This window comes from Microlunatus endophyticus, assembly GCF_014646195.1.
Classification (GTDB): domain Bacteria; phylum Actinomycetota; class Actinomycetes; order Propionibacteriales; family Propionibacteriaceae; genus Microlunatus; species Microlunatus endophyticus.
Window position 1 is genome coordinate 14,622 of record NZ_BMMZ01000001.1, and the last position, 24,632, is coordinate 39,253.

A 24,632-nucleotide genomic window follows, 5' to 3' on the forward strand; every position below is an offset into this window, starting at 1 on the left:
GCTGCGGTTGCTCGCCGGGTCCTGCGGGTAACCGGGCAGACGATGAACACTGCGCCGGACAAAGTGATCGCCTCCTTCGACTCGGCGAGCGTGCTGCACGCCGCGCTGGTGGCCGCGCTCGAAGGACGGCCGTTCTCCAACCTGGGAAATCCCGAGCCGCTCGGGCGCCTGGTGCGGGTGGCCGCCCGGTTGCCGTGGCCGCTGCTGCGGGGCATCTACAGCCGGATCGGCGGCGCCGAGGGAATCCCTCCGGACAGGCTCGGCGAGATCGACCTGTCCGCCGTCGCATCGGCATTCGCAGGCGCCTACCCGCGGCGCCGCTATCCGGCCGCAGTGATCGGCGCCAGCAACGGCGCCCTCACCCATCTCGCGGCAGCGATGCAGATCCCCTGGTTGCCGCAGACGGTGTTGGTCCCGGTCAGCCGGCACGCGGAGCCGGAGCGGGCGGACCTGGCTCTGGAATTCGGCCGGCGCTGGGGCGCCGACCTGCTGGCCGCCAATCCGCAGGTCGTTCTGCACCAGATGCACGACGCCGCCCAGGACGAGCTGATGATCGCCCGGATGGCCTATTTCCGGGTCAAATGGCAAGCGCTGCCGGAAGCGTACGCGACCTTCCTGGCCGAGCGGCTGACACCCGGGGCCCCGGTGTTCCTGGCCGAGGACCGGCTCACCTGGCCGGCCACCCGGGTCGGTGACCGGCACTGGTTCCAGACGGGCGGGCTCGGCGGGCTGTCGCCCGAGGAGCATCTGGCCGCGCCGCACGCCCCCGCTCCGGACGAGCAGGCGCCCGAGGCCGAATGGGGGGTCGAGCCCGGGTTCGTGGACGCGATCCGGCAGTGGTGCGCCGACCATGATCATCCGCTGGTAAGAATCAGCTACCGCGGACCGCAGCAGGCTTCCGGTCCGGTCGCGCAGATACTGCGATCATGGCAGCGCGAGCGGGGCGAGCGCAGCGACGAGTTGATCATCCCGTCATTCATCCTCGGCGATCCGTGGCGGACCATCAACCGGGCACTGGTCCCTTACTGGACGTACTTCGCGGTCCGTGACGCGGTCTCCGCCCTCGACGAATACCTCGCATCCGCCGATCGGTTCCGACGAGTGTTCGTACTCGGTTTTCAGCACGGCGCCGAATCGCCGGGGCTGGCCAGGCCCGAGGACTACCGGTCGGTCATCGGCCGACACGGGGCCGAATCGGTGATGGTCGGTGTCCGAACTCGCCAGTGGCCACACGACATCGGCAGCCTGGCCCGCTACGGGCAGGCCCTCGATGATCTGCCGCCCGGCAGCCGGCCATGGGAGCCGCTGTGTCCCGACGCCGTGATCACGGCGTTGCAGCAGTCGGGGATGGTGACCGGCTGATGGGCTACGTGATCATGGTGCCCGGACTTGCGGTGCAGGGTTATCTGCGGCCGTCGGCGGCCAGACTGCGTGCCGAGGGTCACGAGGTCGACCTGCTGCCACCGATCGGCTGGCCGGAGTCCGGTACCGATCTCGACGGCTATGCGGCGCGGATCGTCCGGCATGCCGAACGCCACGGCCCGGTGGACCTGCTGATCGGGTTGTCGGTCGGCACCCAGGCAGCCACCCTGGCAGCAGCCGGGACCGGGGCCGTACGACGGCTGCTGCTGATCAGCCCGACCATCGATCCGGCCCGAAGATCAACTGCGGCTGCGCTGCGTGCCTGGTCCCGCGGAGAACAGCATCCCGACTCCCCGCGGCTCAGCGTCCAGGCCCACGACTGGGTACGTGCCGGGCCGACCGGGATTTACCGCGGCCTGCAATCAGTGATCATGATGCGGCTGGAGGAGGAGCTTCCGCGGGCAGCAGATCCCGGCCGTCCGGTGACCGTCGTCCATGGCGAGGCCGATCAGCTGAGCCCGCTGCCGTTCGCCCTTGATGTCGCGGGCCGCGCGGGCGCCCGGATGTTGATCATTCCGGACGCACCGCACTCCTGGCCGATCGGCGACGGTGACCGGTTCGCGGCGCTGGTGAGCGATCTGATCATGGAGCCTGGTTATGGCAGGATGCCTGCCAGGGAAGACGTAACGTCGGCGGACCGCGGACGGTGACGGCCCCATAACCGGCCAGACTTGTGGGGGTTCGATCGTGGATGCGGCGTTCGGTGAGGAGTGGCAGGCCGACGGGCTGCGCACGCTCGGACGGATGGACAGCCTGTCCGAGATGCTGGAGCAGGCAGCAGATCTGGCCGTTGGGTTGCCGGGTGCGGACATGGCGGCAGTCAGCCTGGTCACCGACCAGACCCGGATCGAGATCGCGGCGGCGACCGACCCGATTGCAGGCCAGGCCGGCCGGTTGCAGGTGGAACTGGGGGAGGGCCCGTTGTTCCGGGCGATCTCACGTCAGGTTGTCGTCTACCTGGACGACCTGCACTCCGAGCACCGCTGGCCACGGTGGGCCGCGAAGGTGTCGGGGGATCTCGGCCTGCGCTCGATGCTGACCTACCAGTTGTTCACCGACGGTAGCGAGCTCGGTGCACTGAGCCTCTACAGCCGGAAGCCGGACGCCTTCGATCCCGAGGTCGTTGACACCGGATATCTGGTCGCAGCCCACGTCGGCGTCGCGGTCTCGCAGATCAAGGAACGAAAGTCGCTGCAGTCGGCGATCGCGTCGCGGACGCTGATCGGACAGGCGGAAGGGATCCTGATGGAGCGTTACGGTCTCGACGGGGATGCCGCCTTCAGCGCCTTGCGGAGAGTGTCGCAGAATCGCAATGTCAAGCTCCGCGAGATCGCCTCCGAGCTCGTCCGGACCCGGCAACTGGAGGGTCTCAGCGACGCTGCGGCGGATGAACGGCGACCAGATTGATCTTGTGGTGGTGATCCGGTGGGGGCTACTTTGGCGCCGTTGAAGCTATCCGCTTAACCAATACTTGCGGATCGTACGGTCGCGTGGTTGGCTGAGGTCCAGTGGTCGAGCAACCTGCCACGTGACGTTTTCTGACCTGACAAGGCGGAGAACCATGAACGCAAGTGCCGTCGCTTCACCCGATTCCCGTAATGAATCGGCCCAACGAGAGCAGCAGACAATCGATCTGCTGACCACAGCACGGGATTCCAACACCTCGCAGGCGGAAGCCGAGCGGTGCCGTGACCAGGCTGTGCAACTCAATCTGTCCGTCGCCGACGGACTCGCCCGCCGCTACCGATCCCGGGGCGAGGATCTTGATGATCTTGTCCAGGTAGCTCGACTGGGACTCGTCCACGCTGTCAACCGGTTCGAGCCGGGCAGCGGAGCTTTCCTGTCATTCGCAGTTCCGACGATCACCGGGGAGATCAAGCGACACTTCCGGGATCACTGCTGGACCGTGCGGCCGCCACGTCGGTTGCAGGAACTGCACAGCGAGGTGATGGCTGGCTGGTCCGATCTGGCCCAGGAACAGGCGGCCACGCCGACCGCCAAGGACATCGCCGATCGCATCGGCGCTGATCGTGCAGATGTCAACGAAGTCCTGCACAGCAACGCTTTCACCTCGAGTTCCTTGGACAACCCCGAGGCATCGTCGTGGATGGCCGCTGCAATCGGACATCGTGAGACCGGCTTCGATGCCGTCGAGGACGCCATGGAGCACGAGGACTTGATGCAACAGGTCCGCCACGCTTGCACGGTGTTGTCGGACGAAGATCGGCAGCTGTTGATGATGCGGTTCGTCGACGGATCGTCCCAGTCGGTGATCGCGGAGAAACTCGGCATCAGCCAGATGTCGGTGTCCCGCCGGTTGCGCAAGATCACCACCACGTTGCGTGCACAGATCACTGAGGGCAGGTCCGCCACGATCGTCGGGCCGTCGTCCGGTCGGGTGGTTGCCGCCGCGTGACGGCTGCTCTGCGCGGGTACTGGATCGCGAGCAGGAAGGAGGCAGCTCATGCCCATGCTCAAGAAGAGTGGAAAGCCACGTAAGAAGGAACTTCCGGGCACCATTGCCCGTTCCGGCAAGCACGCCCAGAAGACCTTCGCCAAGGCCCACGACGCCGCCGCCGAGGAATATGGTGACGGCCGGCGGGCTCACCAGACGGCCTACTCCGCGCTGAAGCACAGTTACGAGAAGGTCGGAGATCACTGGGAGCGCAAGGACAAGGGCGCTCGGGGCCCGTCGGATGCACACGCTGCCGAGGGCCGCAACAGCCGCAAGAAGACTGCTGGCGGTGTCGATGCCAACGCCAGCAAGGATCATCTGATGGACGTCGCACGGCGGTTGGACATCCCCGGGCGATCGAAGATGAAGAAGCGCGAGCTGGTCTCGGCCATCGAGAAAGCCAACTCACGCAAGGCAAAGAAGAAGTAGTAGCCGGAGAACCCAGTGAAAGCCCCGCCGATCCCGATCTGAACGGCGGGGCTTTCACTTGATCAGCACTCCTTGATCATCACTCATCGATCATCATTGGAAGCCGGCCTGGTTGTTGAATCGCCGTACGGCATTGCGGGCCAGTGCCGTGAACCGATCGAAGACCTTCGGCAGCCCGGCAGCCGCCCGAAAGCCAGGAGCCTGATCATCGTGGGTCTGATCATCGCCGGATGCGTCATCGGGTGGGCGTGGCAGCAGTCTGCCGGCAGCACCGACCACCGTGCCGACGCCGACCGGGGACAGCCGGTAGACGAAGTCGCCGAGCCTTGCCGGCAGCGTGAAGATGATCTTGCGGCGGCCCGCCGCGACCCCGGCGGCGATGATCCTGGCCGCTCGGGAGGCATCCATCGCCACGATGGGTAGCGCCGACAACCCGGTGAACCAGGCGTACTCCTGCTCCGACCGGCCGACGTAACCGGCTTGCCAGTGGCCTCCGGTCCGCATCAGGCCCGGAATGATGGTGCTGACCGTGATGCCCGAGCCGGTGAGTTCCTCCGAAAGCCCCCGTGCGAATCCGACTGCACCGTGTTTGGCTGCGGAATAGGCGAGCAGATGGGGGACCGGGATCACCCCGGCGATCGAGGTGACGATCCCGATCCGACCTCGGCGACGCTCCCGCATCCCGGGCAGGACCGCATGGACGACGTTGATCGGGCCCCGCAGCATGATGTCCAGTGACTCGTCGTAGGCCTCCGCGAGGTCGGGCACGGGTCCGACGGTGATCACTCCGGCGACGCTGATCACGGTCTCGATCGACCCATAGCGGGATTCGATCTCCTGGACCAGGTCCCGGGCCCCGGCTGCATCACGGACGTCGTGGACCCGGGTGGTCACCTCCGCGCCCGCGGCCCGGAGCTGGTTGGCCGCCCGGGCCAGATCGGTCTGGGTGCGCGCCGAGATGACCACGTGGTAGCCGGCCCGTCCGAGCTCACCGGCCAGCGCGTAGCCCAGTCCCCGGGATCCACCGGCAACCCAGGCCACCGGCTTGCGGTCCTGCGGGGGCGATTCGGTCATCACCATCACCTCGTGTCCTACGCGTCGACATCACGTTCCAGCTGTGCATACCCCGTGGACTCTGCGACACACGGGTGGGTGCGGTCCGCCACCTACACTGGATCCAGCGGGACCGTCGGGCCCGCTGCTCGACCGGACGCCGACCAGGCTCCGGTTGATCCAGGACAGGCAATGTCGTATCAGGACAGGCGAGGACAGGCAATGTTGCGTAGCTCGAACCCGGTGCTCTCACGCCGGGACGCGTTCACACCGGCTCCTGCCCAGGGGCAGTCACCCTTCATCGGCCAGCAGGCCGACCAGTACGCGGGCCAGCCCTTCGGCTACGGCCAGCAGTACGGCCAGCAGTACGGCCAGCCGTCCGGTCAGGCCTCGTACGGCGTCCAGGCGCCGCCCGAAGGGCGGATGACCTTCGACGATGTGATCACCCGCACCGCGATCACCATGGCCGTGCTGGTAGCCGCCGCGGTGGTCAGCTGGTGGAGCATCTCTGCTGGACTGGTGCCCCCCGCCGTGATGCTCCCGGCGATGTTGCTTTCGGCCCTGGTCGGCTTCATCACTGCCTTTGTGGTGACCGTGCGGCACCGGGTCAGCCCGCCGCTGGTGCTGGTCTACTCGGCCATCCAGGGTGTCTTCATCGGCATGCTGAGCCGGCTGTTCGAGTCGCTCTACGACGGGATCGTCGGCCAGGCGGTGATCGGCACCTTTGTCGCCGCCGGGGTCACCCTCGCGGTGTACAAGATCTTCAACGTCCGGGTCACCTCGACCTTCCGCAAGGTCGTCATCATCGCCACCGCGGGCTTCGCCGTCACCATGCTGATCAATCTGGTGTTCGCGCTCTTCGGCATCGACCTCGGGCTGCGCGGCGTCGGCAACTTCAGCGCCCTCTCGGTGCTGTTCTCGGCGATCGGCGTCACCCTGGCGGTGCTCAACCTGGTGCTCGATTTCGACTACATCGAACGCGGCGTCCGGATGGGTGCGCCGGCCAGCCGGTCCTGGCTCGGCGCCTTCGGCCTGACCGTCACCATGGTCTGGCTCTACGTGGAGATCCTGCGGATCCTCTCCTACTTCCGTCGCTGAGCCGGTCCGGGCCGGCAGCACCCCACTAGGCTCGCGTCCGTGGAGTATGTGAACTCGCTGATCGAACTGGTCGGAAACACCCCGCTGCTGCGCCTGACGCGGATCACCGGTGAGGTCAAGCCGCTGGTCCTGGCCAAGGTGGAATACCTCAACCCTGGCGGTTCGGTGAAGGACCGGATCGCGGTCAAGATGATCGAAGCGGCCGAGCGCGAGGGCAAGCTCAAGCCCGGCGGCGTGATCGTCGAACCGACCAGCGGCAACACTGGGGTCGGGCTGGCGATCGTCGCGCAGTCCAAGGGCTACCACTGCATCTTCGTCTGTCCCGACAAGGTCAGCGAGGACAAGCGCAACGTGCTGCGGGCGTACGGCGCCGAGGTCGTCGTCTGCCCGACCGCCGTCGAGCCCGAGCATCCCGACTCCTACTACTCGGTCTCGGACCGGCTGGTCCGGGAGACCCCGGGTGCCTGGAAACCCGACCAGTACAGCAATCCGAACAATCCGGCCAGCCACTATGAGAGCACCGGCCCGGAGATCTGGAAGCAGACCGAGGGCAGGATCACCCACTTCGTCGCGGGCATCGGCACCGGCGGCACGATTTCCGGAACCGGGCGCTACCTCAGGGAGGTGTCCGGCGGCAGGGTCAAGATCATCGGTGCGGATCCGGTCGGGTCGGTCTACTCGGGTGGTAGCGGTCGGCCGTATCTGGTCGAGGGGGTCGGCGAGGATTTCTGGCCCGACAACTACGACCGACAGATCTGCGACCAGGTGATCGAGATCTCCGACTCCGACTCGTTCGCGACCACCCGGAGGCTGGCCGGCGAGGAGGCGCTGCTGGTCGGCGGATCCTCGGGGATGGCCGCTGCGGCGGCCGTCCGGCTCGCCGAGCAGGTCGATGACCCCGAGGCGGTCATCGTCGTGCTGCTGCCTGATTCCGGCCGCGGCTATCTGACCAAGATCTTCTCCGACGACTGGCTGGCCCGTTACGGCTTCGCGCCGCGGCCGGATGCCGCGGTCCGCACCGTCGGCGACGTGCTCCGGGAGAAGTCCGGTGCGCTGCCGACACTGGTGCACACCCACCCGAACGAGACGGTGGCCGAGGCGGTCCAGATCCTGCGCGAATACGGCGTCTCCCAGATGCCCGTCGTCCGGGCGGAACCGCCGGTGATGGCCGCTGAGGTGGTCGGGTCGGTCAGCGAACGCGGGCTGCTCGGTGCCCTCTTCAATCATCAGGTGCAGCCTGCGGCCGCAGTCGATGCGGCGATGGAGCCCGCGCTGCCGATGCTCGGCGCGAGTGAGCCGGTCTCGGCCGCGGTTGCGGCGCTGGTGGACAACGACGCGTTGCTGGTGCTCGAAGGCGGCCGGCCTGTCGGCATCGTCACCCGCCAGGATTTGTTGACCGACATCTGATCCAGGCTCGCTTGGCGCCCGGCCGGGCTTTGCCGTCCGTTTTCCGATCAGGGCCGGCTTTCTCTGGCTGCGCCGGGTTCCATGGTGGACGGAGCAGGACACCAACCTCGGCGTGCTGTTGACCAGGATGCTCGCCGAGACTGCTCAGCATGCCGGTCATGCCGACATCGTGCGTGAGCTGATCGACGGGAAGGCGGGAAACACCGAAGATCGACTCGGCGACGATCCTGTGTTCTGGAACAAATTCACCGGCCGGATCCGGGATGCAGCCGAGACGTTCAGATCCGCCTAGCCGAAGAGACGGGTGACGATCTCGAGCCAGTTCGGATTCCAGGGCTGGTCCGGCCAGCTGTCGTACGGGAACCAGGTCGCGGCCGAGGTCGTGCCGCCGACGTCGATCACCACCGGATCGGTCGGCTCCGGGCAGTGGGCGCGGTAGATGATCCGTACGGCGTGGAAGTCCTCGAGCACGCCTGTGGGGCTGTGGCCGATCCAGTGCCCGGTGTCGACCCCGACAAGCTCGCCGAGGTCGATCGTCTGCGAGGTCTCCTCCATCACTTCGCGATGGACCGCATCGACCGGTTCCTCGCCCGGATCGATGCCGCCGCCGGGCAGTCCCCACCGTCCGACCGGTGCCGGGCGATAGAACTCCGAGGCCAGGATGCCGCGGCTGGACTCCACCCAGGCGTACGCGGCGACCCGCTGACGGCGTACGGCCTCGGCTCCGTCGGCGCCCGGCTCTGGGGGTGGCACGTCCTCGCGAGTGGTCGGGGCCTGCGGAACCGGAGTAGGGCCAGGGTCGGGCTCCACCCGCCAGCTGATCGTCAGGTCGCCATCGGCGCCTACCGCGGTGAGCGCCTGCACGGTCCGGAAGCCGCGGATCCTGAACTGCTCGGTGGGATCCTCACCATGGCCGAGATCGAATTCGGCCAGAATCTGCCCACTGCGGTCCTGACCGACGATGCGCATCCCGCCATGATGCCTGATCCCACCCTGAGCCATCGACCAGCGCCTGTATCACCGGTGATACCATCGAGCCGTGGACAGGGTTTCGGTACGTGATCTTCGCAATCATGGCGGTGAGGTGCTGTCGCGCGTCGAGCGGGGCCAGGCACTGATCGTCACCCGCGACGGTGCCGAGCTGGCCGAACTCCGGCCGTTGCGTCGACGCAGCGCGCGGCCGGCCGAGCTGATCGAGCGTCGTCGTCATGTCCGTCAGGTCGATCCGGAGGCACTCCGGCGCGACCTCGATGACGTTCTGGACGCGTCGCTGTGAACGAGACCGCGTGAAGGAGTTCGCGTGAGCGATTCCGCGGTCGACAGTCGCGGGGTGCTGGACACCTCGACGGTGATCCTGCTCGGCCGGCTGACCGATCCCGGCGAGTTGCCCGACGATTGTGTCGTCAGCGCCATCACCCTCGCCGAGCTCTCCGCCGGACCGCTCGTCGCTCGAACGGATGCTGAACGGTCTGCCCGGCAGGAGCATCTCCAACTCGCCGAGTCGGATTTTGATGTCCTCGCATTCGATACAGCGGCGGCTCGTACCTTCGGTGCGGTGGCCGCTGAGCTGCGTCGTAGCGACCGCAAGCACTCGGCGCGGGCCTATGACGCACTGATCGCCGCTACCGCGATGGCCAACGGGCTCCCGCTCTACACCTGCAATCCGCACGACTTCGCGGGGATCAGTGGGCTCGATCTTCGACCGGTGAGTCACCCTGATGGACTTTCGGACACTGCAGAAGATCCCGACGAATGATCGCATGGTTGACCTATGTCGTGATCGGCATCGCCGTGGTGGCGGCGATCTGGGGCGGAATCTCGACGGCGCGCGGCAAGCCGCCGGGCGATGCCCAGTTCTACTGGAGTTTCCTGACCGAGCTGGGAGTAATCGTCCAGTCCGTGGTGGGCTTCGTGGCGATCGCCCGCGGGCACGGGCCGGCCGAGACCGCGACCTCGATCGGTTACCTGGCAGGGATCATCGTCCTGATGCCGGCCGGAATCTGGTGGGGTGTCAGCGATCGCAGCCGTTATTCCGGTCTGGTGATGACCATCGCCGGTGCGGCGATTGCCGTGATGTCGTTGAGATTGCTCGATCTGTGGAGTGTGTGACCGTTGCCCGACCACGTATCTGATCACCTGCAGGACCGGTCAGACGTCCCGGCTACGCGGACCGGGCCGGGACGGGTCCTGATCGCGGTGTACGGGTTGTTCGCGATCGCAGCGACCTCCCGGGCCGTCGTGCAACTGGCCATCCAGTTCCACGAGGCACCGTTGGCCTATCTGCTGTCGGCGTTCTCCGGTTTGGTCTACATCCTGGCCACCATCTCGCTCGCGCTCGGCAACCGCACGGGGCGACGGCTGGCCTGGGCGACGATCGGCACCGAACTGGTCGGCGTGCTCGCTGTCGGGACCGCGAGCACGGTCGTGCCGGACGCGTTCCCGCAGGCAACAGTCTGGTCGACGTACGGCATCGGGTACGGATTTGTCCCGCTGGTGCTGCCCTTCATCGGCCTGTTCTGGTTGTGGCGGACCCGTACCAAGAGTTGATCATCGGGTTGATCGCACCACCTCGAGAGTTACGTCCGGCTATTGCGATCCGAGTCTTGACCCTCACGCTACGGAAGGTGCTGGACTTGCGGTATGACCGAGACGAATGTTCCCGACGCCATGCGATCGTGGTCGGTGCACACCCCGTACTCCGACCCCGGCCGCTACACGGATCTACTGACGGCCGTCCCTCCGCGGATCCCCGAGCTGTCGGCGGTCGCGCGCAACCTGATCATCCACTATCGGGCCTCCGGCCTCGACCTGCCGGAGGAGTCCAAGGGCGACATCAACGCGCGGTGGATCTCCGCCATCCTCGATCTTGATCAACGACGCCACCGGCAGCCGCTGGATGCCGAGCGGGATCCGCTGACCCGGGTCCAGGGATGCTGCCGTGATCACTCGCTGTTCAGCGCTGCCGTGTTGCGCCAGCACGGCGTCCCGGCCAGGATCCGGTACGGCTTCTCCCACTACTTCGCGCGGGACCACAACTTCGACCACGTGATCGTCGAGACCTGGCTGCCCGAGGGCCGTTGGCTGCGCTTCGATCCGGAGGTCGGCGAGCCGATGGAGCGACTCGCCACTCCGCAGGACATCCCGCACGGCCCGGACTCGCCCTTCACCACCGCGGCAGAGTCCTGGAAGGAGTACCGCCAGGGGAGCATCGATCCACAGCTCTACGGAGTCGCCCCGGGCGTGCCGATCGGTGGCGCTTGGTTCATGCAGGGCGCAGTCTTCTACGACGCCGCCTTCCGTGCCGGGATCGAGCTCCTGCTCTGGGACGGCTGGGCGCCGCTCAGTTCCCCGGACGGCGTGACCGACGAGGAGGCCGGGACCGCCGACGAGCTCGCGGAGATGATCATCGCCGCCGACAACGGAGATGCCGAGGCTGAGCGGCGGCTCATCGAACGCGTCCGGACGGATCCGCTGGTCGGGCCCGGGACAGCCGTACGCACCAATTCGCCCTACGGCGACCCGCCGATCACGACTGACCTCACCAAGATTCCTGAGCTCGTCGAAGGGCACTGACGGCTCGGATCAGGGCATGCTTGGGCCATGATCCTCATCGTCGTGAAGTACACCATCCTGCCGGAATACCGGGATCGCTGGCTGCCGGCGCTCGATTCGTTCACCCGGGCCGTCCGGGCGGAGCCCGGCAACCTCTGGTTCGACTGGTCGATCGATACGGAGGACCCGGATCGGTACGTCCTGGTGGAGGGATTCGCCGATGCCGATGCGGGAGCGGTGCACGTGGCAACGGATCACTTCAAGGCCGCGATGGAGCTGATGCCGACGATGTTGGCGAAGACCCCGGAGATCATCAACATCGAGATCCCCGACCGCACGGGCTGGTCCCAGATGGCCGAGTTGACCGTTCCTGACCGCCGTTGATCCCACCGGGTGACCCGGGAGCGGGCATCAGGTCACGGTCCGGCAGGCTGTAGCCATGGCAGACACCGGGACCAGTCCCGTACGACTCCGGCTGGGCATCCACATCCCGCCGACGATCCGACCGGAGCGGCTTCGTGATCTTGCCCGGGCCGCGGAGCAGGCCGGGCTGGACGACCTGTGGGTCTGGGAGGACTCGTTCAAGCAGAGCGGGATCGCCTCGGCAACCGCAGCGCTGGCCTGGACCGAGACCATCCGGGTCGGGATCACCTTGTTGCCGGTGCCGTTGCGCAATCCGGCCCTGGCGGCGATGGAGATCGCCACCATCTCCCGGATGTTCCCGGGCCGGTTCGTCGCGGGTATCGGTCATGGGATCCAGGAGTGGATGGGCCAGGCCGGCGTCCGGGCGGCTTCGCCGCTGACGCTGCTGCGGGAGCAGGCGACGGCGATCCGGCGACTGCTGCAGGGCGAGACCGTGACCGCCCACGGTCGCTACGTCAACCTTGATCAGGTACGCCTGGACTGGCCGCCGGCGGTGCTTCCGCCGTTGATGCTCGGCGGCTCCGGGCCGAAGTCGGTCGCCCTGGCCGCCGAACTCGGCGACGGCAATCTCCTCGGCAATGCCTACACCGACGACGAGGTCAGAGCGATCGGCGAGGCGGTCCGGTCGGCCAAGCAGTCTGCCGGACGGCCGGACGCCGATCACCCGCAGATCGTCGCCTGCGAGATCGTCGCGACCGGCCCGGACGCCGGGCGGCGACTGGACGCAGAGCTGCCGCTCTGGGGTGCCGCTACCGGCCGCGGCATCGGTGTTGCGGGCGGGGCGGCCGACATTGCCGACTCGGCGCTGCGTTACGCATCCTTCGGGGTGACGGCGTACGGCGTCCAACCGACCGCCGACGAACCAGACCTCGAGGGCTTGATCAACTTCCTCGGCCGCGAGGTCAAACCGCTGTTGACGAAGGGAATCCAGTGACGCGCAGCGAATCGATGACAGCCCGGATCGTCACCCCGGACCGGCGGGCGACCAGAGCCGGGCAGGCCGTCCTCGATGCCGGCGGTACGGCGGTCGACGCGGTGATCGCTGCCAGCGCGGTGTTGTGTGTGGTGTATCCGCAGAATGTCACCCTGGGCGGCGACACCTGGACCTTGGTCGCGCCGCCGGACGGCGACCCGATCGCGATCAACGGCACCGGTCGGGCACCGGGGGCGCTCTCGGCGCAACTGCTCGTTGACGAAGGATTCACCGGTGTTCCCGGCAACGGACCGCATTCGATCAGCGTCCCCGGATTGGTGGCCGCCTGGGGCGATCTCTACCGGACCTGGGGCCGTACGCCGTTCGCCGACCTGATCACTCCCGGTCGTGATCTTGCCCGCGACGGGAGCCCGGTCGCACCGGCACTGGCCCGCGATCTGCAGAATCTCGCCGACGTGTTGATCAACGACCCCGGCTGCGCCGGAGTCTTCTTCGCCGACGGGAAGGTGCTCGGCGAAGGAGATCCGATGGTCCTGCCGGCGCTGGCCGACACGTTGTCGCAGATCGCCACCGAGGGACCGGCAGCGCTCTACGGCGGGGCGGTCGGACGGCGCTTCGTCGACGGTCTGCGCCGGGCCGGCTCGGTGATCAGCATCGATGATCTTGCCGGGCATCGCACCGACCGGGTCAGTCCGCTCGCGATCTCGTACGCCGGATTGGACGTGCTGACCACGCCGCCCAGCTCCCAGGGCTTCACCCTGCTGAAGATCCTTGCCCTGATGGCAGAACTCGGCCTGGACGACCCTGCGGGGTCCGACCAGGCCGTGATGATCATGAATGCGGTCGCGCTGGCGGCCCAGGACCGGGACGCGATCTCCGGAGATCCTGAATTCGTCGAGGTCGCCCTGGACCAGGTCTTGGCGGCGGATCGGATCGGCACCCAGGCCGCGGCCATCCGGGCCGGCGCCGTCCCGGCGGATCTGGCCGGTGGCCCGTGGCCGCCGCTTGGCGGCGACACGATCGGTATGGTCGCGGTCGATGCCGAGGGTTTGTGGGTGAGCTCCGTGCAGAGCGTCGCAGGAACATTCGGATCCCGGGTGCTGGAACCGTCCACCGGCATCCTGGCGCACAACCGCGGCAGCGGTTTCAGCCTCGATCCGGCCCGTCCCGGCTATCTCGTCGGCGGTCGACGGCCACCGCACACACTGATGCCGTCGCTGATGCGCCGAGACGGCCGGACGGTCGGCGCGATCGCCACCATGGGCGGCCACAACCAGCCCTTCATCGTCACCCAGGTGCTCTCCCGGATCCTCGCCGGTGATCATCCGCAGCAGGCGGTCGGCGCCCCGCGCTGGGTCGTCCAGCGGGCCAGTGGCGACAAGCTGGTGCTCGCCGACGAGCGCCTCGACCGGGCCGTACGCGACCGGCTGGCACAGTCGTCCGCGACTCAGACGGTGCTGATGAACGACAACCGGCTCGGCCATGCACACGCGATCTGGACAACCGCCGAGCCCGGTGAGCTGGTCTGGGGAACCGATCCCCGCGCCGACGGTGGCGAATAGGAGTAACCGGTCAGACGGCAACCGTCAGACCACGAGCAGCTTGGGCCCGGCATCCTCCAGATTCCTGCGCTGGTGGGAATCCACGTCGGAGTCGGTCACGATCTCGTTGATCTCGGCGAGATGGGTGATCCGCGCGAAGGTCACCCTGCCGATCTTGGAACTGTCGGAGACCACAATCCTGCGTTGTGAGCGGTGCAGGAAGGCCCGGTCGGTCTGGGCCTCCATCTCGTCGAAGGTGGTGCAGCCCTCCTCGGCGGTCAGGCCGTCGACCCCGATGAACGCCGCATCCAGGTGGTAGTTGGACAACATCGCCTCCGCTGCCGGCCCGACGAGTTCCAGCGAATGCCGGATGATGCCGCCGATGACGATCAGCCGGATGGAGTTGCGCTCGGCCAGTTCGGACGCGACGTTGATGGCGTTGGTGACGATCGTGATGCCGCGGCGCTCGGCCAGCGCCCGCGCGATCTCCAGCGTCGTACTGCCACCGGTCATCCCGACGACGGCGCCGTCGGGCACCAGGTCCGCCGCGGCCCGGCCGATCCGCTTCTTCTCGTTGCGGCGCAGTACTGCCTTGACCCGGGTGGAGACCTCCTCGCCGGTTTCGACGGCGACCGCGCCGCCATGGGTTCGCATGATGTGCTGACTGCGACTCAGTGATTGAAGGTCCCGGCGCACCGTCGCTTCCGACACACCGAAGCTGCTCGCCAACCCGGCGACCTCGACGCTGCCGTTCTCGGCGAGCCGATCGAGGATCGCCGACAGCCTTTCCACCTTCCGCACAGGATGCGATTTTAGCAACCTGCGCGGCCACTGCTCATATGCGCAACCGCATCCGCATGTGTTACAGATTCGTGCAGATCGTTGACGATTGCCGTTCATATCTCCTATGTTCCAGAAGGGATCGCGCAAATCGATCACACTCGCGCAGCGTGAAATGCGCAGCCGGGTGTGCTGCGGGGTCCTCACGACAAAGGCGTCCGAATCGCACTCGAGCACCGGGGAGGCACCATGTGGGGCAACGGAGAACGTTCGGTGAAGCGCGGCTGGCGAGCTGCATCAGCAGCGCTGATGGCAGGGCTGCTGGTGGCTGCGGCCGGTTGTTCGGGTGGCGGACAGCCCAGCGGCGGTTCGACCGAGGTTTCGGGCGCGACGATCACGGTCGCGCTGGGTGCTCCGCCACCCGCCGCGGCGCTGAAGGATTTCACCGCCCAGACCGGGATCAAGGTCAAGTGGGTCAACCTCGACTGGGACAGCCTGCAGACCAAGATCTCGGCGGCGGCGACCGCGAAGACGTACTTCGCCGATGCCACCGACGTCGATTGGTCCCGTGTCGGCCAGCTGGGCAAGCTCGGCTGGTTCTATCCGATGGACTCCTATCTGGACACCAAGTCGATGGCGGCCGATATGCCGCAGCTCGCCTCGTTCACCACGGGCGGCCACGTCGTCGGGATCCCGTACGACGCGTCCTTCATGGTCACCACCGTCAACACCAAGCTTCTCAAGCAGGCCGGGGTCAGCGGTACGCCGAAGACCATCGACGAGTACACCGCCGATCTGCAGAAGGTGAAGTCGTCGGGCACCGTCAAGTATCCGCTGAACATCCCCTTCTCTGCTGCCGAAGGCCTGTCGACCTACTGGTACGAGACGACCGGCGCCTTCGGCGGTACGGTGCTGGACAAGCAGCAGAAGCCGGCGTTCACCTCGCCCGACTCAGCCGGCTACAAGGCGGCTCAGTGGATGGTCAACGCTCTCAAGACAGGGCTTGTCCCGCCGGGGAACATCAACGTTGCCGACAGTCAGGGGCAGCAGACCCTGATGGCCAAGGGCCAGGTCGCCAGCACCTTCTCCGACTACTCGGGCAATGTCGGAACCCTGTACAACATCAAGTCGTCCTCGTCCGTCGTTGGTGACACCCAATACATCCCGACTCCGGGTGCGAACGGGCCCGCCGGCAACCTCAGCAACCCCGACGGGATCGGGATTCCCAAGCAGGCCAAGTATCCGAAGGCGGCGGCCGAATTCATCAAGTGGTTCACCTCCGCACAGAAGCAGGCTGATTTCACCGGCCTCAACGGCACCGACAAGGTCTACTCCGGCTTCACCATCCCGTCCCGGCTCTCGGTGGTGCAGCAGATGACCGCCAAGGGCAACCTGGACGGTGGCGAGGAGTTGCAGGCGATGCTGAAGACGGCGCAGCCGGTCTTCCCGGGCGGCGCACCGTCCTGGTATCCGAAATTCTCCAACTCCGTCTACACCAACCTGCACGCGGCGGCGACCGGATCGATCACGGTCGACGCAGCGATGAAGGCGATCGCCGACACGGCGAACCAGGCAGCGAGCGGCTCGTGACGTTCTCCCGCGGAGTGGAGTCGTCATCACAGGCGGTCGGTCAGCCGGGCGCCGCACCCTCCGGCGGTGTCACGACTGTCGTGGTGCGCCGCGGTCGGCGACGGTTCGAGGTGCTGCCGTACGCCCTGGTGGCGCCAGTGATGATCTTCATCATCGCGTTGGCGCTGGTGCCGGCGGTATTCACCATCGTCGAGTCGTTCTTCACCGTCAACCCGCTCGATCCGCCGACCCGGTTCTCCGGCCTGGCCAACTTCGTCCACATCGCCCACGACAAGGCGGTCATCTCCAGCATCGGCAACACCGCCTTCTACATGGTGGTGGGCGTGCTGCTGTCGACCGCGATGGCACTGGCGATCGCCGTCGTGCTGCAGCGGCCGTTCCGTGGCAGGAGCCTGGTGATCGCGGTCCTCATCCTGCCGTGGGCGCTCCCGGGCGTGGTCGAGGGCATCCTGTGGACCGGCATCTTCGACCCGAACGCAGGGCTCATCAACAGCCTGTTGACCACCCTGCACCTGGGCGGCACGGGTGTCCTGCTCGGCCAGAGCCGGCTGCTCACCATCACCTTGATCGAATTGGTCCAGGTCTGGCAGATCACCCCGCTGTCGGTGTTGCTGATCCTGGCCACTCTGCAGTTGATCCCCGACGAGTTGTACGAGGCGGCCGAGATCGACGGCTGCAGTCCGTGGCGCTCGTTCCTGGCGATCACCTTTCCGCTGGCGCGGCCCGGGATCGCCGTCTGCATGGTGCAGGCCGTGATTGCGACGATCAACATCTTCGACCAGCCCTACATTCTCAACGGTGCGGCCGATACCGGGGCCTCCCTGACGATGCAGACCTACTTCATCAGCTTCCAGAACCTCGATTTCGGTCAGGGGTACGCGTTGAGCTTGTTGATCACGGCAGTCACCCTGGTGATCTCACTGGGCGTCGTCCGCGCGATCTATCGGAAGGTGGAACTGTGAGCCCGGCCTGGAGTGCCCGCAGGCGTCGGCCGGTCAGGGGCGGCACCTCGACGGTCCGGCGGATCGGGGTCGTCCTGATCGTGCTGTGGTCGGTGATCCCGATCTACTGGGCGCTCAAGATGAGCTTCCAGACCGAGGGCGACGCCCGGGCGATACCGGCGCAGTTCTTCCCGATCCGTCCGACGCTGCAGAACTACGCGCGGCTGCTGGGCAGTGGCAGCGACGTCTCGGGAGGGATCCGGCAGTCCACGATCAACATCGTGATCGAATGTGCGCTCGCCACCATCATCACCATCCTGCTGGCGACCATCGCGGCGTACGCGTTCTCCCGGCTGCACTTCAAGGGCAAGAACATCTTCTTCTACGCCGTGCTGGCGACGATGGCCTTTCCGCCGTATACGACGCTGATCCCGCTCTACCGGATCATGAGCGGCTTCGGCCTGGTGAACACCTATACCGGGATCGTGCTGGTCTATGTGTCCGGCTTCCTTCCGTTGGCCACCTGGATCATGCACAACTACTTCCAGAGCCTTCCCGACGGCATCGAGGAGGCCGGCCTGGTCGACGGTGCGCGCCGGTTGCAGGTGCTCTGGCACCTGCTGCTGCCGCTGGCACGTCCTGGCATCATCTCGACCGCGCTGATCACCTTTCTCTTCGCGTGGGGACAGTTCCTGTTTCCGCTGGTGCTCTCCAGTGACCTGTCCACCCAGCCGCTGACCGTGGTGATCGCCGCGCTCCAGGGCCGGCACGACGTGCCGTCCACCCTGATGAGCGCCGCGGGGGTGCTGGCGATCATCATCCCGGCGCTGATCGCACTGATCTTCAACCGGTACATCGTCAACGGCCTGCTGACCGGCAGCACCCGCTGACCCGGTGCTGGAAGAAATGGGCGCACTCGAAGGAAATGGCGTGGACAACTCAATCGTGCTGATCGGCGCGGGCAGCACCGTCTTCACTCCCGGCCTGATGGCCGATCTCGTCGCATCGCCGGTCTTCTCCGGCTGGACGGTGCATCTGGTCGACCTCGTCGCCGATGCTGCCGAGACGATGGCCCGGCTCGGTTCGCGGATGGCCGCCGAACGCGGCGCGGACCTCACCTTCGTCCCACACGTCGACCGGCGTGAGGCGCTGCCGGGCGCCCGGTTCGTCACGACGACCGTCGCCGTCGGCGGGGCTGCAGGGTGGAAGGCTGATCTTGAGGTGCCGGCCCGCTTCGGCATCGCCCAGACGGTTGGAGACACGGTCGGACCCGGTGGCGTCCTGCGCGCGCTGCGACACGTCCCCGAGCTGGTGGCCATCGGCGAGGACATCGCTGAGCTGGCCCCCGATGCCCAGCTGATCAACTATTCGAATCCGCTGACTGCCAACGTCCGCGCCGTTTCAGCGGCGACGCCGATCAAGGTCATCGGGTTGTGCCACGGGACGATGCACACGCTGTCCAAGCTCGCAGCCGATCTTGACGTTCCGCGGGCGGAGATCCACGGTGTGTTCGCCGGCATCAATCACCTGTGCTGGTTGCTGGATCTGCGTCAGGGAACGGCCGACCTCTATCCGCGGCTCCGCGAGCTGGTCGACCGGCGGGCAGATGGGATCGACGCACCGTCCACCCGCGAGGAGGGCGTGCACCTGGCAGTCAGTGCCCAACTGCTGCAGACCTTCGGCCGCTACCCGGCTCCCGGCGACCGGCACGTGGGAGAGTTCTTCGGCTGGTATCTGCGCAACGCCGACGGCACCACCGTCGATGATCAACGGCTGCCCTGGGGACTGCAGGCCGGGCGGGACGCGACGATCGAATACATCGACGAGAAGCGCGATCTCTGGGACGTCCTGCACGCCCAAGCCGCCGGCAGCAGCCCGCTCCCGGCGAAGGACAACCAGGAGGCGGAACGGTTGGTCTCGATCGCAGAGGCCCTGGTCACCGGGAAAGACCACGTCGAGTTGGCCGTCAATCTCCCCAACCGGGGCAAGATCAGCAACCTCCCCGACGACGCCGTGGTCGAGGTACCGGCCGTCGTCGGCGCCGCTGGGATCACCGGCCTGTCGGTCGGCGCGCTGCCGGCGGGGATCGCTGCGGTCCTGCAATCTCGGATCGATCAGCAGGAGATCACGGTGCAGGCCGCACTGACCGGACGGCGGGACCTGGCGATCCAGGCGCTGGCGTTGGATCCGCTGGTGCCGAATCCTTCGGTCGCCGAGGCGATCCTCGACGCCGGTATCCAGGCGCACGGTGCGAGACTGCAGCAGTTCGCGGCGGTCACTCGATGACAACGGCCACCGAGAAGGAGATCCTCCAGCAACCGAACGCATGGCGCCAGCTGGCCGGCGACATCGAAGTCCGCTCCGACCAACTCTCCGGCTTCCTGGAGCCGATCGTGGCTGTCCCCGGCCTGCGGACCGTGCTCACCGGCGCCGGTTCGTCGGCCTTCGCCGGTGAACTGCTGGCCCCGTCGCTGGCCCGCAGGTCCGGCCGGCGAGTGGAGGCGGTCGCCACCACCGATCTGGTGTCCAACCCCCGCGATGTGTTCGCCGAACCACTGCCGACACTCCTGGTCTCCTTTGCCCGCTCGGGAAACAGCCCCGAGAGCCTGGCAGCCACCGATCTCGCCGACGCACTGCTGCCGGACGTCAACCATCTGGTGATCACCTGCAACCGGGACGGCGCCCTGGCTCGGAACCATGATCACAAGCAGGGGTCGCTGGTGCTGCTCACGCCCGACTCCACCCATGACCGCGGCTTTGCGATGACCTCCAGCTTCACGTCGATGGCCCTGGCCGCCTGGTCCGTGCTCAGCGGTGCTGCCGTCGATGATCAACGTGCCGCGCGGTTGTCGTCGGCAGCGGAGTGGGTGAACGACCGCCGGGCCGAGCTTCGCCGCCGCGCAACGGCAGGATACGAGCGGATCGTCTATCTGGGCAGCGGGCCGTTACGGGCAGCTGCGCGGGAGTCGGCGCTGAAGGTGCTGGAGCTGACGGCGGGCGAGTTGATCAGCTACCACGAGTCGTCACTGGGATTCCGACACGGGCCGAAGAGCGTGCTACGGGACCGTACGCTGGTGGTCGTCTACGTCTCCAATGACCCGTACACGCGTCGGTACGACCTGGACATCGTGGCCGAGGTGCGGCAGGCGGTGGGCAGGGAGAATGTGCTCGCCATCGGCGCCAACACGAGCCCGGCCGGTGCCGGGTCCTTGGACTGGATGCTGCCCGCTCTTGGTCAGGAGGATGACAGCCTGCTGGCATTGCCGTGTCTGGTGGCCGCGCAGTGGCTGGCCCTGGAATCGTCCATTGCTCTCGGCCTGACGCCGGACAACCCGTTCCCGAACGGCGAGGTCAACCGCGTCGTCCAAGGCGTGACCATCCACCCGCTCTAGCCGCCGATCGCCGGTAGCGCCGGGGGAATGCCGAACCAGCCGTGCAGGTCCTTGACCAGGCGGCCGCCCTGCAGGACTGCGCCGACCGCGTCCGGATCGCCGATCGTGGTGATCGCGGTCAGCGGGTCGCTGTCGATGATCACCAGGTCGGCCAGCTTGCCGGCGGTGACTGTGCCGAGATGATCATCCAGCCGGAGCAGTTCCGCCGCACTCGACGTGCCGGCGACGATCGCCTGCATCGGGGACAGACCCAACTCGACGAGGTGGCCGAGCTCGGCCAGATTCCGGCCGTGCGGGCAGACGCCGGAATCGGTGCCCAGCGCCACCTTGACCCCGGCGGAGAGCGCCGCCGCGATGTGTTCGCGCGCGACGGCCGACCAGCGGACCTTCTTCTGATACAGGTAATCCGGCACGAGTTTCGGGTCCGGCACCCGCAGCGCCGCGCTCAGGGTCGGAACCAGCGTCGTCTCGTTGGCCAGCATCAGGTCGATCGCCTCGCTGTCGATCTCGTAGCCGTGCTCGACGCTCGCGACCCCGCCGCGGACGGCCTCGAGGATGCCCTGAATGCCTTGCGCGTGCGCGGCGACCGGCTGGCCCTGGCGCTTGCCCGTCTCCGCGCGGATGATCTTGATGTGTTCCGCCGGAACGCCGACGTCGGTCGGCAGGTCCGACGGGCTGGAGACGCCGCCGCTGGTGCAGACCTTGATCACGTCGGCGCCGTATCTGACCAACAACCGGGTGGTGCGGCGGACGTCGTCGTCGGTGTCCACGATCGGATCCAGGGTTGCGAAGCTGCGGGTCGGTGCCCCGCTGGGCAGGTGATAGTCGGAATGCCCGCCGGTCGGCGACAGCGCCGACAGGGCCAGGTGCAGCCGCGGGCCGAGGATGGTCCCGTCGGCGATCGACTCCCGGAAACCGGCGTCGATGCCGCCAAGATCACGAGCCGTGGTGACCCCGGCCAGCAGCGTACGGCGGATCGTCACCGCGGTGCCGAGCACCTTCTGCGAGCCGTACGCGGCAGCCAGCTCGGCATCGGAGGTCTCCAGATCGGAGCCCATGTGCAGATGGGTGTCGATGAAGCCGGGCAGCACAGTCCGCCCGCTCAGATCGACCTCCGTCGCGGCCTCGACCGTGACGCTTGCGCGGTAGGACCCGGCATAGCTGATCCGGTCGCCCTCGATCACCACCTCGGCATCGGCGATCGGGTCGGAACCGCTGCCGTCGATCAGCCGGGCATGCACGAGGCGGACTGAGACCGTCCGGTCAACCGGGGTCAGCGGCAGCCGGGCAACGTGGGCGTCGACGGGGATCATGCGGTCCTCTCGATGGGGATCGTGTCGGGCAACCAAGTCGCCACACGTGAAGGTCGCTCGATGCCGCACCGTATCGATCGTGGTCCCATGCCGCGACCGGGGTCACCAGCCGCCGCGGTGTTCGGGCACCTTGTAGATCAGCGGCAACACGATCACCATCAGGCAGGCGAAGCCGATGAACACGTGCCCGAGGGTCAGGCCGTGTTCACTGCTGCGGGCGATGATCGCGGTCGCGATCGAGACGGCGATGATCGAACCGCCCTGCCGGAACATGCCACGCATGCCGGAGATGCCGGCGACCTGGTCCGGCGCCAGCTGCAGGATGGCGTTGTTGGCGGCCGGCAGCGCCAGGCCCATGCCGACACCACAGATGCCGCTGGCGATCGACAACCAGGCAAAGGGCGTGACGCCCTGCGGTGCGCCGATCGCCGTACCCAGCATGCCGACGATCAGTAACGAGAAACCGATCGTCATCGGCGGACGGTAGCCGGTCCGTCGCAGCGCGAAGGTCGCCAGCCCGGCAACGCAGATCATCCCGATGGCCCGGGCGGTGAGCAATGTGCCCGCTTGCAGCGTCGGCACCCCATAGCGGCTCTCGGCGTACAACGGGACCAGTGCCCCGAAGCCGATCGCGGCAGCGCCCTGCAGGAAGTTGATCAGATTCATCACGCCGAAACCCCTGCCACGCAGGAGATTCATCGGGATGAAGGGCGCCTTGCCGCGCGACGCGTGGCGCAGGAAGAGCACCAGCGCGACGACGGCGATCACCTCGGGGACGATGAAGCCGAGGCTCAACACGCTGCCGTTGCTGTTGCCCAGATGCGTGACGCCGAGCATCGTGCCGAGGATCAGGACACCCATCAGCAGCAGTCCGTACAGGTCGATCGACTTGCCCTTGGTCCGGACGCTCTCGGGAAGGAAGATCAGCCCGAGGATGATCAGCGCGGCGCCGATCGGCACGTTGACCAGGAAGATGCCGCGCCAGGACCAGTAGGTGACGAAGACGCCGCCGAGGATGGGGCCGACGATGCCGCCGATCGGGAAGATCGAGGTGAACATGCCCAGGGCGCGGTCCCGGTTGCGGCCGAAGTGGTCGGCGACGATGCCGCTCGCCGACGGCAGGAAGGAACCGCCGCCGATCGACTGGATGGCCCGCAGGACCACCAGCAGCGCGATGTTGTGCACCAGGCCGCAGCACAGCGAGGCGATTGTGAAGACGGCTGCCGCGGTCAGGAAGACCCGCTTGCGTCCGAACATGTCGGCGAACTTGCCCGCCAGCGGCAGCACCAGGACCTGACCGAGCGAATAGATCGTGATCGTCCAGCCGCTCCACTCGATCGATGCGCCGAGGTCCTTCTGGATCGCGGCCAGCGCGGTGGCGACGACGGTCTGGTCGACCGAGGCCATGAACAGGGCCATCGCGACGATGCCGAAGACCAACCGACGCCGGGGGAGCGGTTCGTCGGGAAGCGCCGGCGGGGTGGGCTTCGCCGGGGCCGCCACGGTGCCCGGGCGCGCGGTCACAGGGACCTCGACCCGCTCGCCGGTCCGGGCGGAGGCGACGGTGGGATTGGTGAGCACGGGATTGGTGAGCACGGGCTCGGGGTGCACGTGCTCGCGGAGCACGGGCGGCAGATCCTCACGATGCGAATGGCTGAGGACGTCTTCGGTTGGGTGACGTGGCATTCCGGGCGGATTTCCCTAAGGTGAGCAGGAGGTGTGTGGACCGGCGAGCCCGGGCCAACTATATTGCGTGCCGGCAAGCAAGTAAATGAGTGACCGGATGACGGACGTGTCCGGCTCAGGTAAGGGGTGGGTGTGGATCTCGACGTGTCCGCAAGGCTGCGGGGTGTCGTGATGCGGTTGTCCCGGCAGTTGAACGCATCGGCCACCCATGAGGGCCTGACGCCGTCACAGGCGTCGGCACTCGGGCTGATCAACGGACGGGGGCCGCTGAGCCTGTCGGAGCTGGCCGCCATCGAGGGACTCAACCCGACGATGGTGTCGCGGATCGTCGGTCGGCTGGACGAACTCGGGCTGATCAGCCGGCGACAGAACCCCCAGGATCTGCGATCGGCCGTGGTCGAGATCACCGACCAGGGGCGGCAGACCCACGACCGGGTCCGCGGCGAGCGGGCCAAGGTGCTGTCGGACTGCTTGGAAGAGCTCAGCGCCGCCGAGCAGCAGGCGGTGGTGACCGCTCTGCCGGCGCTCGAGGCGCTGGCCGAACAATTGATCAACTCGTCCACCGGCCAGCGGGACAAGTGACCGGTCGTCACCAGACATGAGCGAGTAAACGGAA

Annotated in this window: 27 protein-coding genes; 22 read left to right on the forward strand and 5 right to left on the reverse strand. The window is 67.2% G+C overall.

The window, feature by feature from the left end:
• Positions 1-42: 42 nt before the first annotated feature.
• The 5 genes from IEY07_RS00085 to IEY07_RS00105 all read left to right on the forward strand — a co-directional run bounded on the left by IEY07_RS00085 (position 43) and on the right by IEY07_RS00105 (position 4,306).
• Entirely contained in the window at positions 43-1,362 is a 1,320-nt protein-coding gene (locus tag IEY07_RS00085; protein ID WP_188893151.1) for a hypothetical protein, read from the forward strand.
• A complete protein-coding gene (locus IEY07_RS00090) occupies positions 1,308-2,072 on the forward strand; it encodes an alpha/beta fold hydrolase (RefSeq protein WP_188893152.1) in 765 nt (254 codons plus the stop codon). Before IEY07_RS00085 ends, IEY07_RS00090 begins: the two co-directional genes overlap by 55 nt.
• Before the next feature lie 37 nt (positions 2,073-2,109).
• Positions 2,110-2,829: a GAF and ANTAR domain-containing protein gene (locus tag IEY07_RS00095; RefSeq protein ID WP_188893153.1), complete on the forward strand. Its 720-nt coding sequence runs from the start codon at positions 2,110-2,112 to the stop codon at positions 2,827-2,829.
• A gap of 154 nt (positions 2,830-2,983) precedes the next feature.
• A complete protein-coding gene (locus IEY07_RS00100) occupies positions 2,984-3,838 on the forward strand; it encodes a sigma-70 family RNA polymerase sigma factor (protein ID WP_188893154.1) in 855 nt (284 codons plus the stop codon).
• Positions 3,839-3,886: 48 nt separating this feature from the next.
• Positions 3,887-4,306: a ChaB family protein gene (locus IEY07_RS00105; protein WP_188893155.1), complete on the forward strand. Its 420-nt coding sequence runs from the start codon at positions 3,887-3,889 to the stop codon at positions 4,304-4,306.
• A gap of 93 nt (positions 4,307-4,399) precedes the next feature.
• Here IEY07_RS00105 and IEY07_RS00110 read toward each other — a convergent pair whose 3' ends face one another.
• Complete coding sequence (locus IEY07_RS00110) at positions 4,400-5,380, reverse strand: SDR family NAD(P)-dependent oxidoreductase (RefSeq protein WP_188893156.1); 981 nt, start codon at positions 5,378-5,380, stop codon at positions 4,400-4,402.
• A gap of 201 nt (positions 5,381-5,581) precedes the next feature.
• Between IEY07_RS00110 and IEY07_RS00115 the strand changes: the two genes are divergently transcribed.
• The 3 genes from IEY07_RS00115 to IEY07_RS00125 all read left to right on the forward strand — a co-directional run bounded on the left by IEY07_RS00115 (position 5,582) and on the right by IEY07_RS00125 (position 8,156).
• Positions 5,582-6,457: a Bax inhibitor-1/YccA family protein gene (locus tag IEY07_RS00115; RefSeq protein ID WP_188893157.1), complete on the forward strand. Its 876-nt coding sequence runs from the start codon at positions 5,582-5,584 to the stop codon at positions 6,455-6,457.
• Between the two features lie 39 nt (positions 6,458-6,496).
• A complete protein-coding gene (locus tag IEY07_RS00120) occupies positions 6,497-7,864 on the forward strand; it encodes a cystathionine beta-synthase (protein ID WP_188893158.1) in 1,368 nt (455 codons plus the stop codon).
• A 112-nt stretch (positions 7,865-7,976) separates the two neighbouring features.
• Positions 7,977-8,156 (forward strand): mycothiol transferase, encoded by a 180-nt coding sequence (locus IEY07_RS00125; protein WP_229669571.1) that lies wholly within the window; start codon positions 7,977-7,979, stop codon positions 8,154-8,156.
• On the opposite strand, the gene IEY07_RS00130 is transcribed toward IEY07_RS00125, so the two are convergent.
• A complete protein-coding gene (locus IEY07_RS00130; RefSeq protein ID WP_188893159.1) occupies positions 8,153-8,833 on the reverse strand; it encodes an NUDIX hydrolase in 681 nt (226 codons plus the stop codon). The two genes, IEY07_RS00125 and IEY07_RS00130, sit on opposite strands and share 4 nt — an antisense overlap.
• Before the next feature lie 70 nt (positions 8,834-8,903).
• Here IEY07_RS00130 and IEY07_RS00135 point away from each other — a divergent pair, with 70 nt between their 5' ends.
• The 8 genes from IEY07_RS00135 to IEY07_RS00170 all read left to right on the forward strand — a co-directional run bounded on the left by IEY07_RS00135 (position 8,904) and on the right by IEY07_RS00170 (position 14,335).
• Positions 8,904-9,140, forward strand: a complete 237-nt coding sequence (locus IEY07_RS00135) for a type II toxin-antitoxin system Phd/YefM family antitoxin (RefSeq protein ID WP_188893160.1) — start codon at positions 8,904-8,906, stop codon at positions 9,138-9,140.
• 24 nt (positions 9,141-9,164) lie between these two features.
• On the forward strand, positions 9,165-9,620 hold the full coding sequence (locus tag IEY07_RS00140) for a type II toxin-antitoxin system VapC family toxin (protein ID WP_188893161.1): 456 nt from the start codon (positions 9,165-9,167) through the stop codon (positions 9,618-9,620).
• Positions 9,617-9,973, forward strand: coding sequence for a hypothetical protein (locus IEY07_RS00145; protein WP_188893162.1), 357 nt, complete (start codon positions 9,617-9,619; stop codon positions 9,971-9,973). The genes IEY07_RS00140 and IEY07_RS00145 overlap by 4 nt, the downstream gene beginning before the upstream one ends.
• Positions 9,974-9,976: 3 nt before the next feature.
• Positions 9,977-10,411 carry a hypothetical protein gene (locus tag IEY07_RS00150; RefSeq protein ID WP_229669572.1) on the forward strand — a complete coding sequence of 145 codons (435 nt, stop codon included), beginning with the start codon at positions 9,977-9,979 and terminating at the stop codon, positions 10,409-10,411.
• A 93-nt stretch (positions 10,412-10,504) separates the two neighbouring features.
• The gene (locus tag IEY07_RS00155) at positions 10,505-11,437 is read left to right on the forward strand and encodes a transglutaminase domain-containing protein (RefSeq protein WP_188893163.1); all 933 of its coding nucleotides are present in this window, start codon (positions 10,505-10,507) and stop codon (positions 11,435-11,437) included.
• A gap of 27 nt (positions 11,438-11,464) precedes the next feature.
• Complete coding sequence (locus IEY07_RS00160; protein ID WP_188893164.1) at positions 11,465-11,800, forward strand: putative quinol monooxygenase; 336 nt, start codon at positions 11,465-11,467, stop codon at positions 11,798-11,800.
• A 55-nt stretch (positions 11,801-11,855) separates the two neighbouring features.
• On the forward strand, positions 11,856-12,773 hold the full coding sequence (locus tag IEY07_RS00165; protein ID WP_188893165.1) for an LLM class flavin-dependent oxidoreductase: 918 nt from the start codon (positions 11,856-11,858) through the stop codon (positions 12,771-12,773).
• Positions 12,770-14,335, forward strand: a complete 1,566-nt coding sequence (locus IEY07_RS00170; RefSeq protein WP_188893166.1) for a gamma-glutamyltransferase family protein — start codon at positions 12,770-12,772, stop codon at positions 14,333-14,335. The genes IEY07_RS00165 and IEY07_RS00170 overlap by 4 nt, the downstream gene beginning before the upstream one ends.
• Positions 14,336-14,359: 24 nt before the next feature.
• Here the strand turns inward: IEY07_RS00170 and IEY07_RS00175 are convergent, their stop codons facing one another.
• Entirely contained in the window at positions 14,360-15,115 is a 756-nt protein-coding gene (locus IEY07_RS00175) for a DeoR/GlpR family DNA-binding transcription regulator (RefSeq protein ID WP_188893167.1), read from the reverse strand.
• Positions 15,116-15,343: 228 nt separating this feature from the next.
• Between IEY07_RS00175 and IEY07_RS00180 the strand changes: the two genes are divergently transcribed.
• The 5 genes from IEY07_RS00180 to IEY07_RS00200 are packed head-to-tail and all read left to right on the forward strand — an operon-like array spanning position 15,344 to position 21,017.
• Positions 15,344-16,684 carry an extracellular solute-binding protein gene (locus IEY07_RS00180; protein WP_188893168.1) on the forward strand — a complete coding sequence of 447 codons (1,341 nt, stop codon included), beginning with the start codon at positions 15,344-15,346 and terminating at the stop codon, positions 16,682-16,684.
• Positions 16,681-17,646, forward strand: a complete 966-nt coding sequence (locus IEY07_RS00185) for a carbohydrate ABC transporter permease (protein ID WP_188893169.1) — start codon at positions 16,681-16,683, stop codon at positions 17,644-17,646. Before IEY07_RS00180 ends, IEY07_RS00185 begins: the two co-directional genes overlap by 4 nt.
• The gene (locus tag IEY07_RS00190) at positions 17,643-18,515 is read left to right on the forward strand and encodes a carbohydrate ABC transporter permease (protein ID WP_188893170.1); all 873 of its coding nucleotides are present in this window, start codon (positions 17,643-17,645) and stop codon (positions 18,513-18,515) included. Before IEY07_RS00185 ends, IEY07_RS00190 begins: the two co-directional genes overlap by 4 nt.
• Before the next feature lie 40 nt (positions 18,516-18,555).
• Entirely contained in the window at positions 18,556-19,911 is a 1,356-nt protein-coding gene (locus IEY07_RS00195; RefSeq protein WP_188893171.1) for a family 4 glycosyl hydrolase, read from the forward strand.
• Entirely contained in the window at positions 19,908-21,017 is a 1,110-nt protein-coding gene (locus IEY07_RS00200) for an SIS domain-containing protein (RefSeq protein ID WP_188893172.1), read from the forward strand. Before IEY07_RS00195 ends, IEY07_RS00200 begins: the two co-directional genes overlap by 4 nt.
• On the opposite strand, the gene IEY07_RS00205 is transcribed toward IEY07_RS00200, so the two are convergent.
• Both IEY07_RS00205 and IEY07_RS00210 read right to left on the reverse strand, forming a co-directional pair.
• A complete protein-coding gene (locus IEY07_RS00205) occupies positions 21,014-22,330 on the reverse strand; it encodes a metal-dependent hydrolase family protein (RefSeq protein ID WP_188893173.1) in 1,317 nt (438 codons plus the stop codon). The genes IEY07_RS00200 and IEY07_RS00205 overlap by 4 nt on opposite strands.
• A gap of 102 nt (positions 22,331-22,432) precedes the next feature.
• Complete coding sequence (locus IEY07_RS00210; RefSeq protein WP_229669573.1) at positions 22,433-23,956, reverse strand: MFS transporter; 1,524 nt, start codon at positions 23,954-23,956, stop codon at positions 22,433-22,435.
• A gap of 204 nt (positions 23,957-24,160) precedes the next feature.
• Between IEY07_RS00210 and IEY07_RS00215 the strand changes: the two genes are divergently transcribed.
• Complete coding sequence (locus IEY07_RS00215; RefSeq protein ID WP_188893174.1) at positions 24,161-24,598, forward strand: MarR family winged helix-turn-helix transcriptional regulator; 438 nt, start codon at positions 24,161-24,163, stop codon at positions 24,596-24,598.
• The last annotated feature ends 34 nt before the right edge of the window (positions 24,599-24,632 follow it).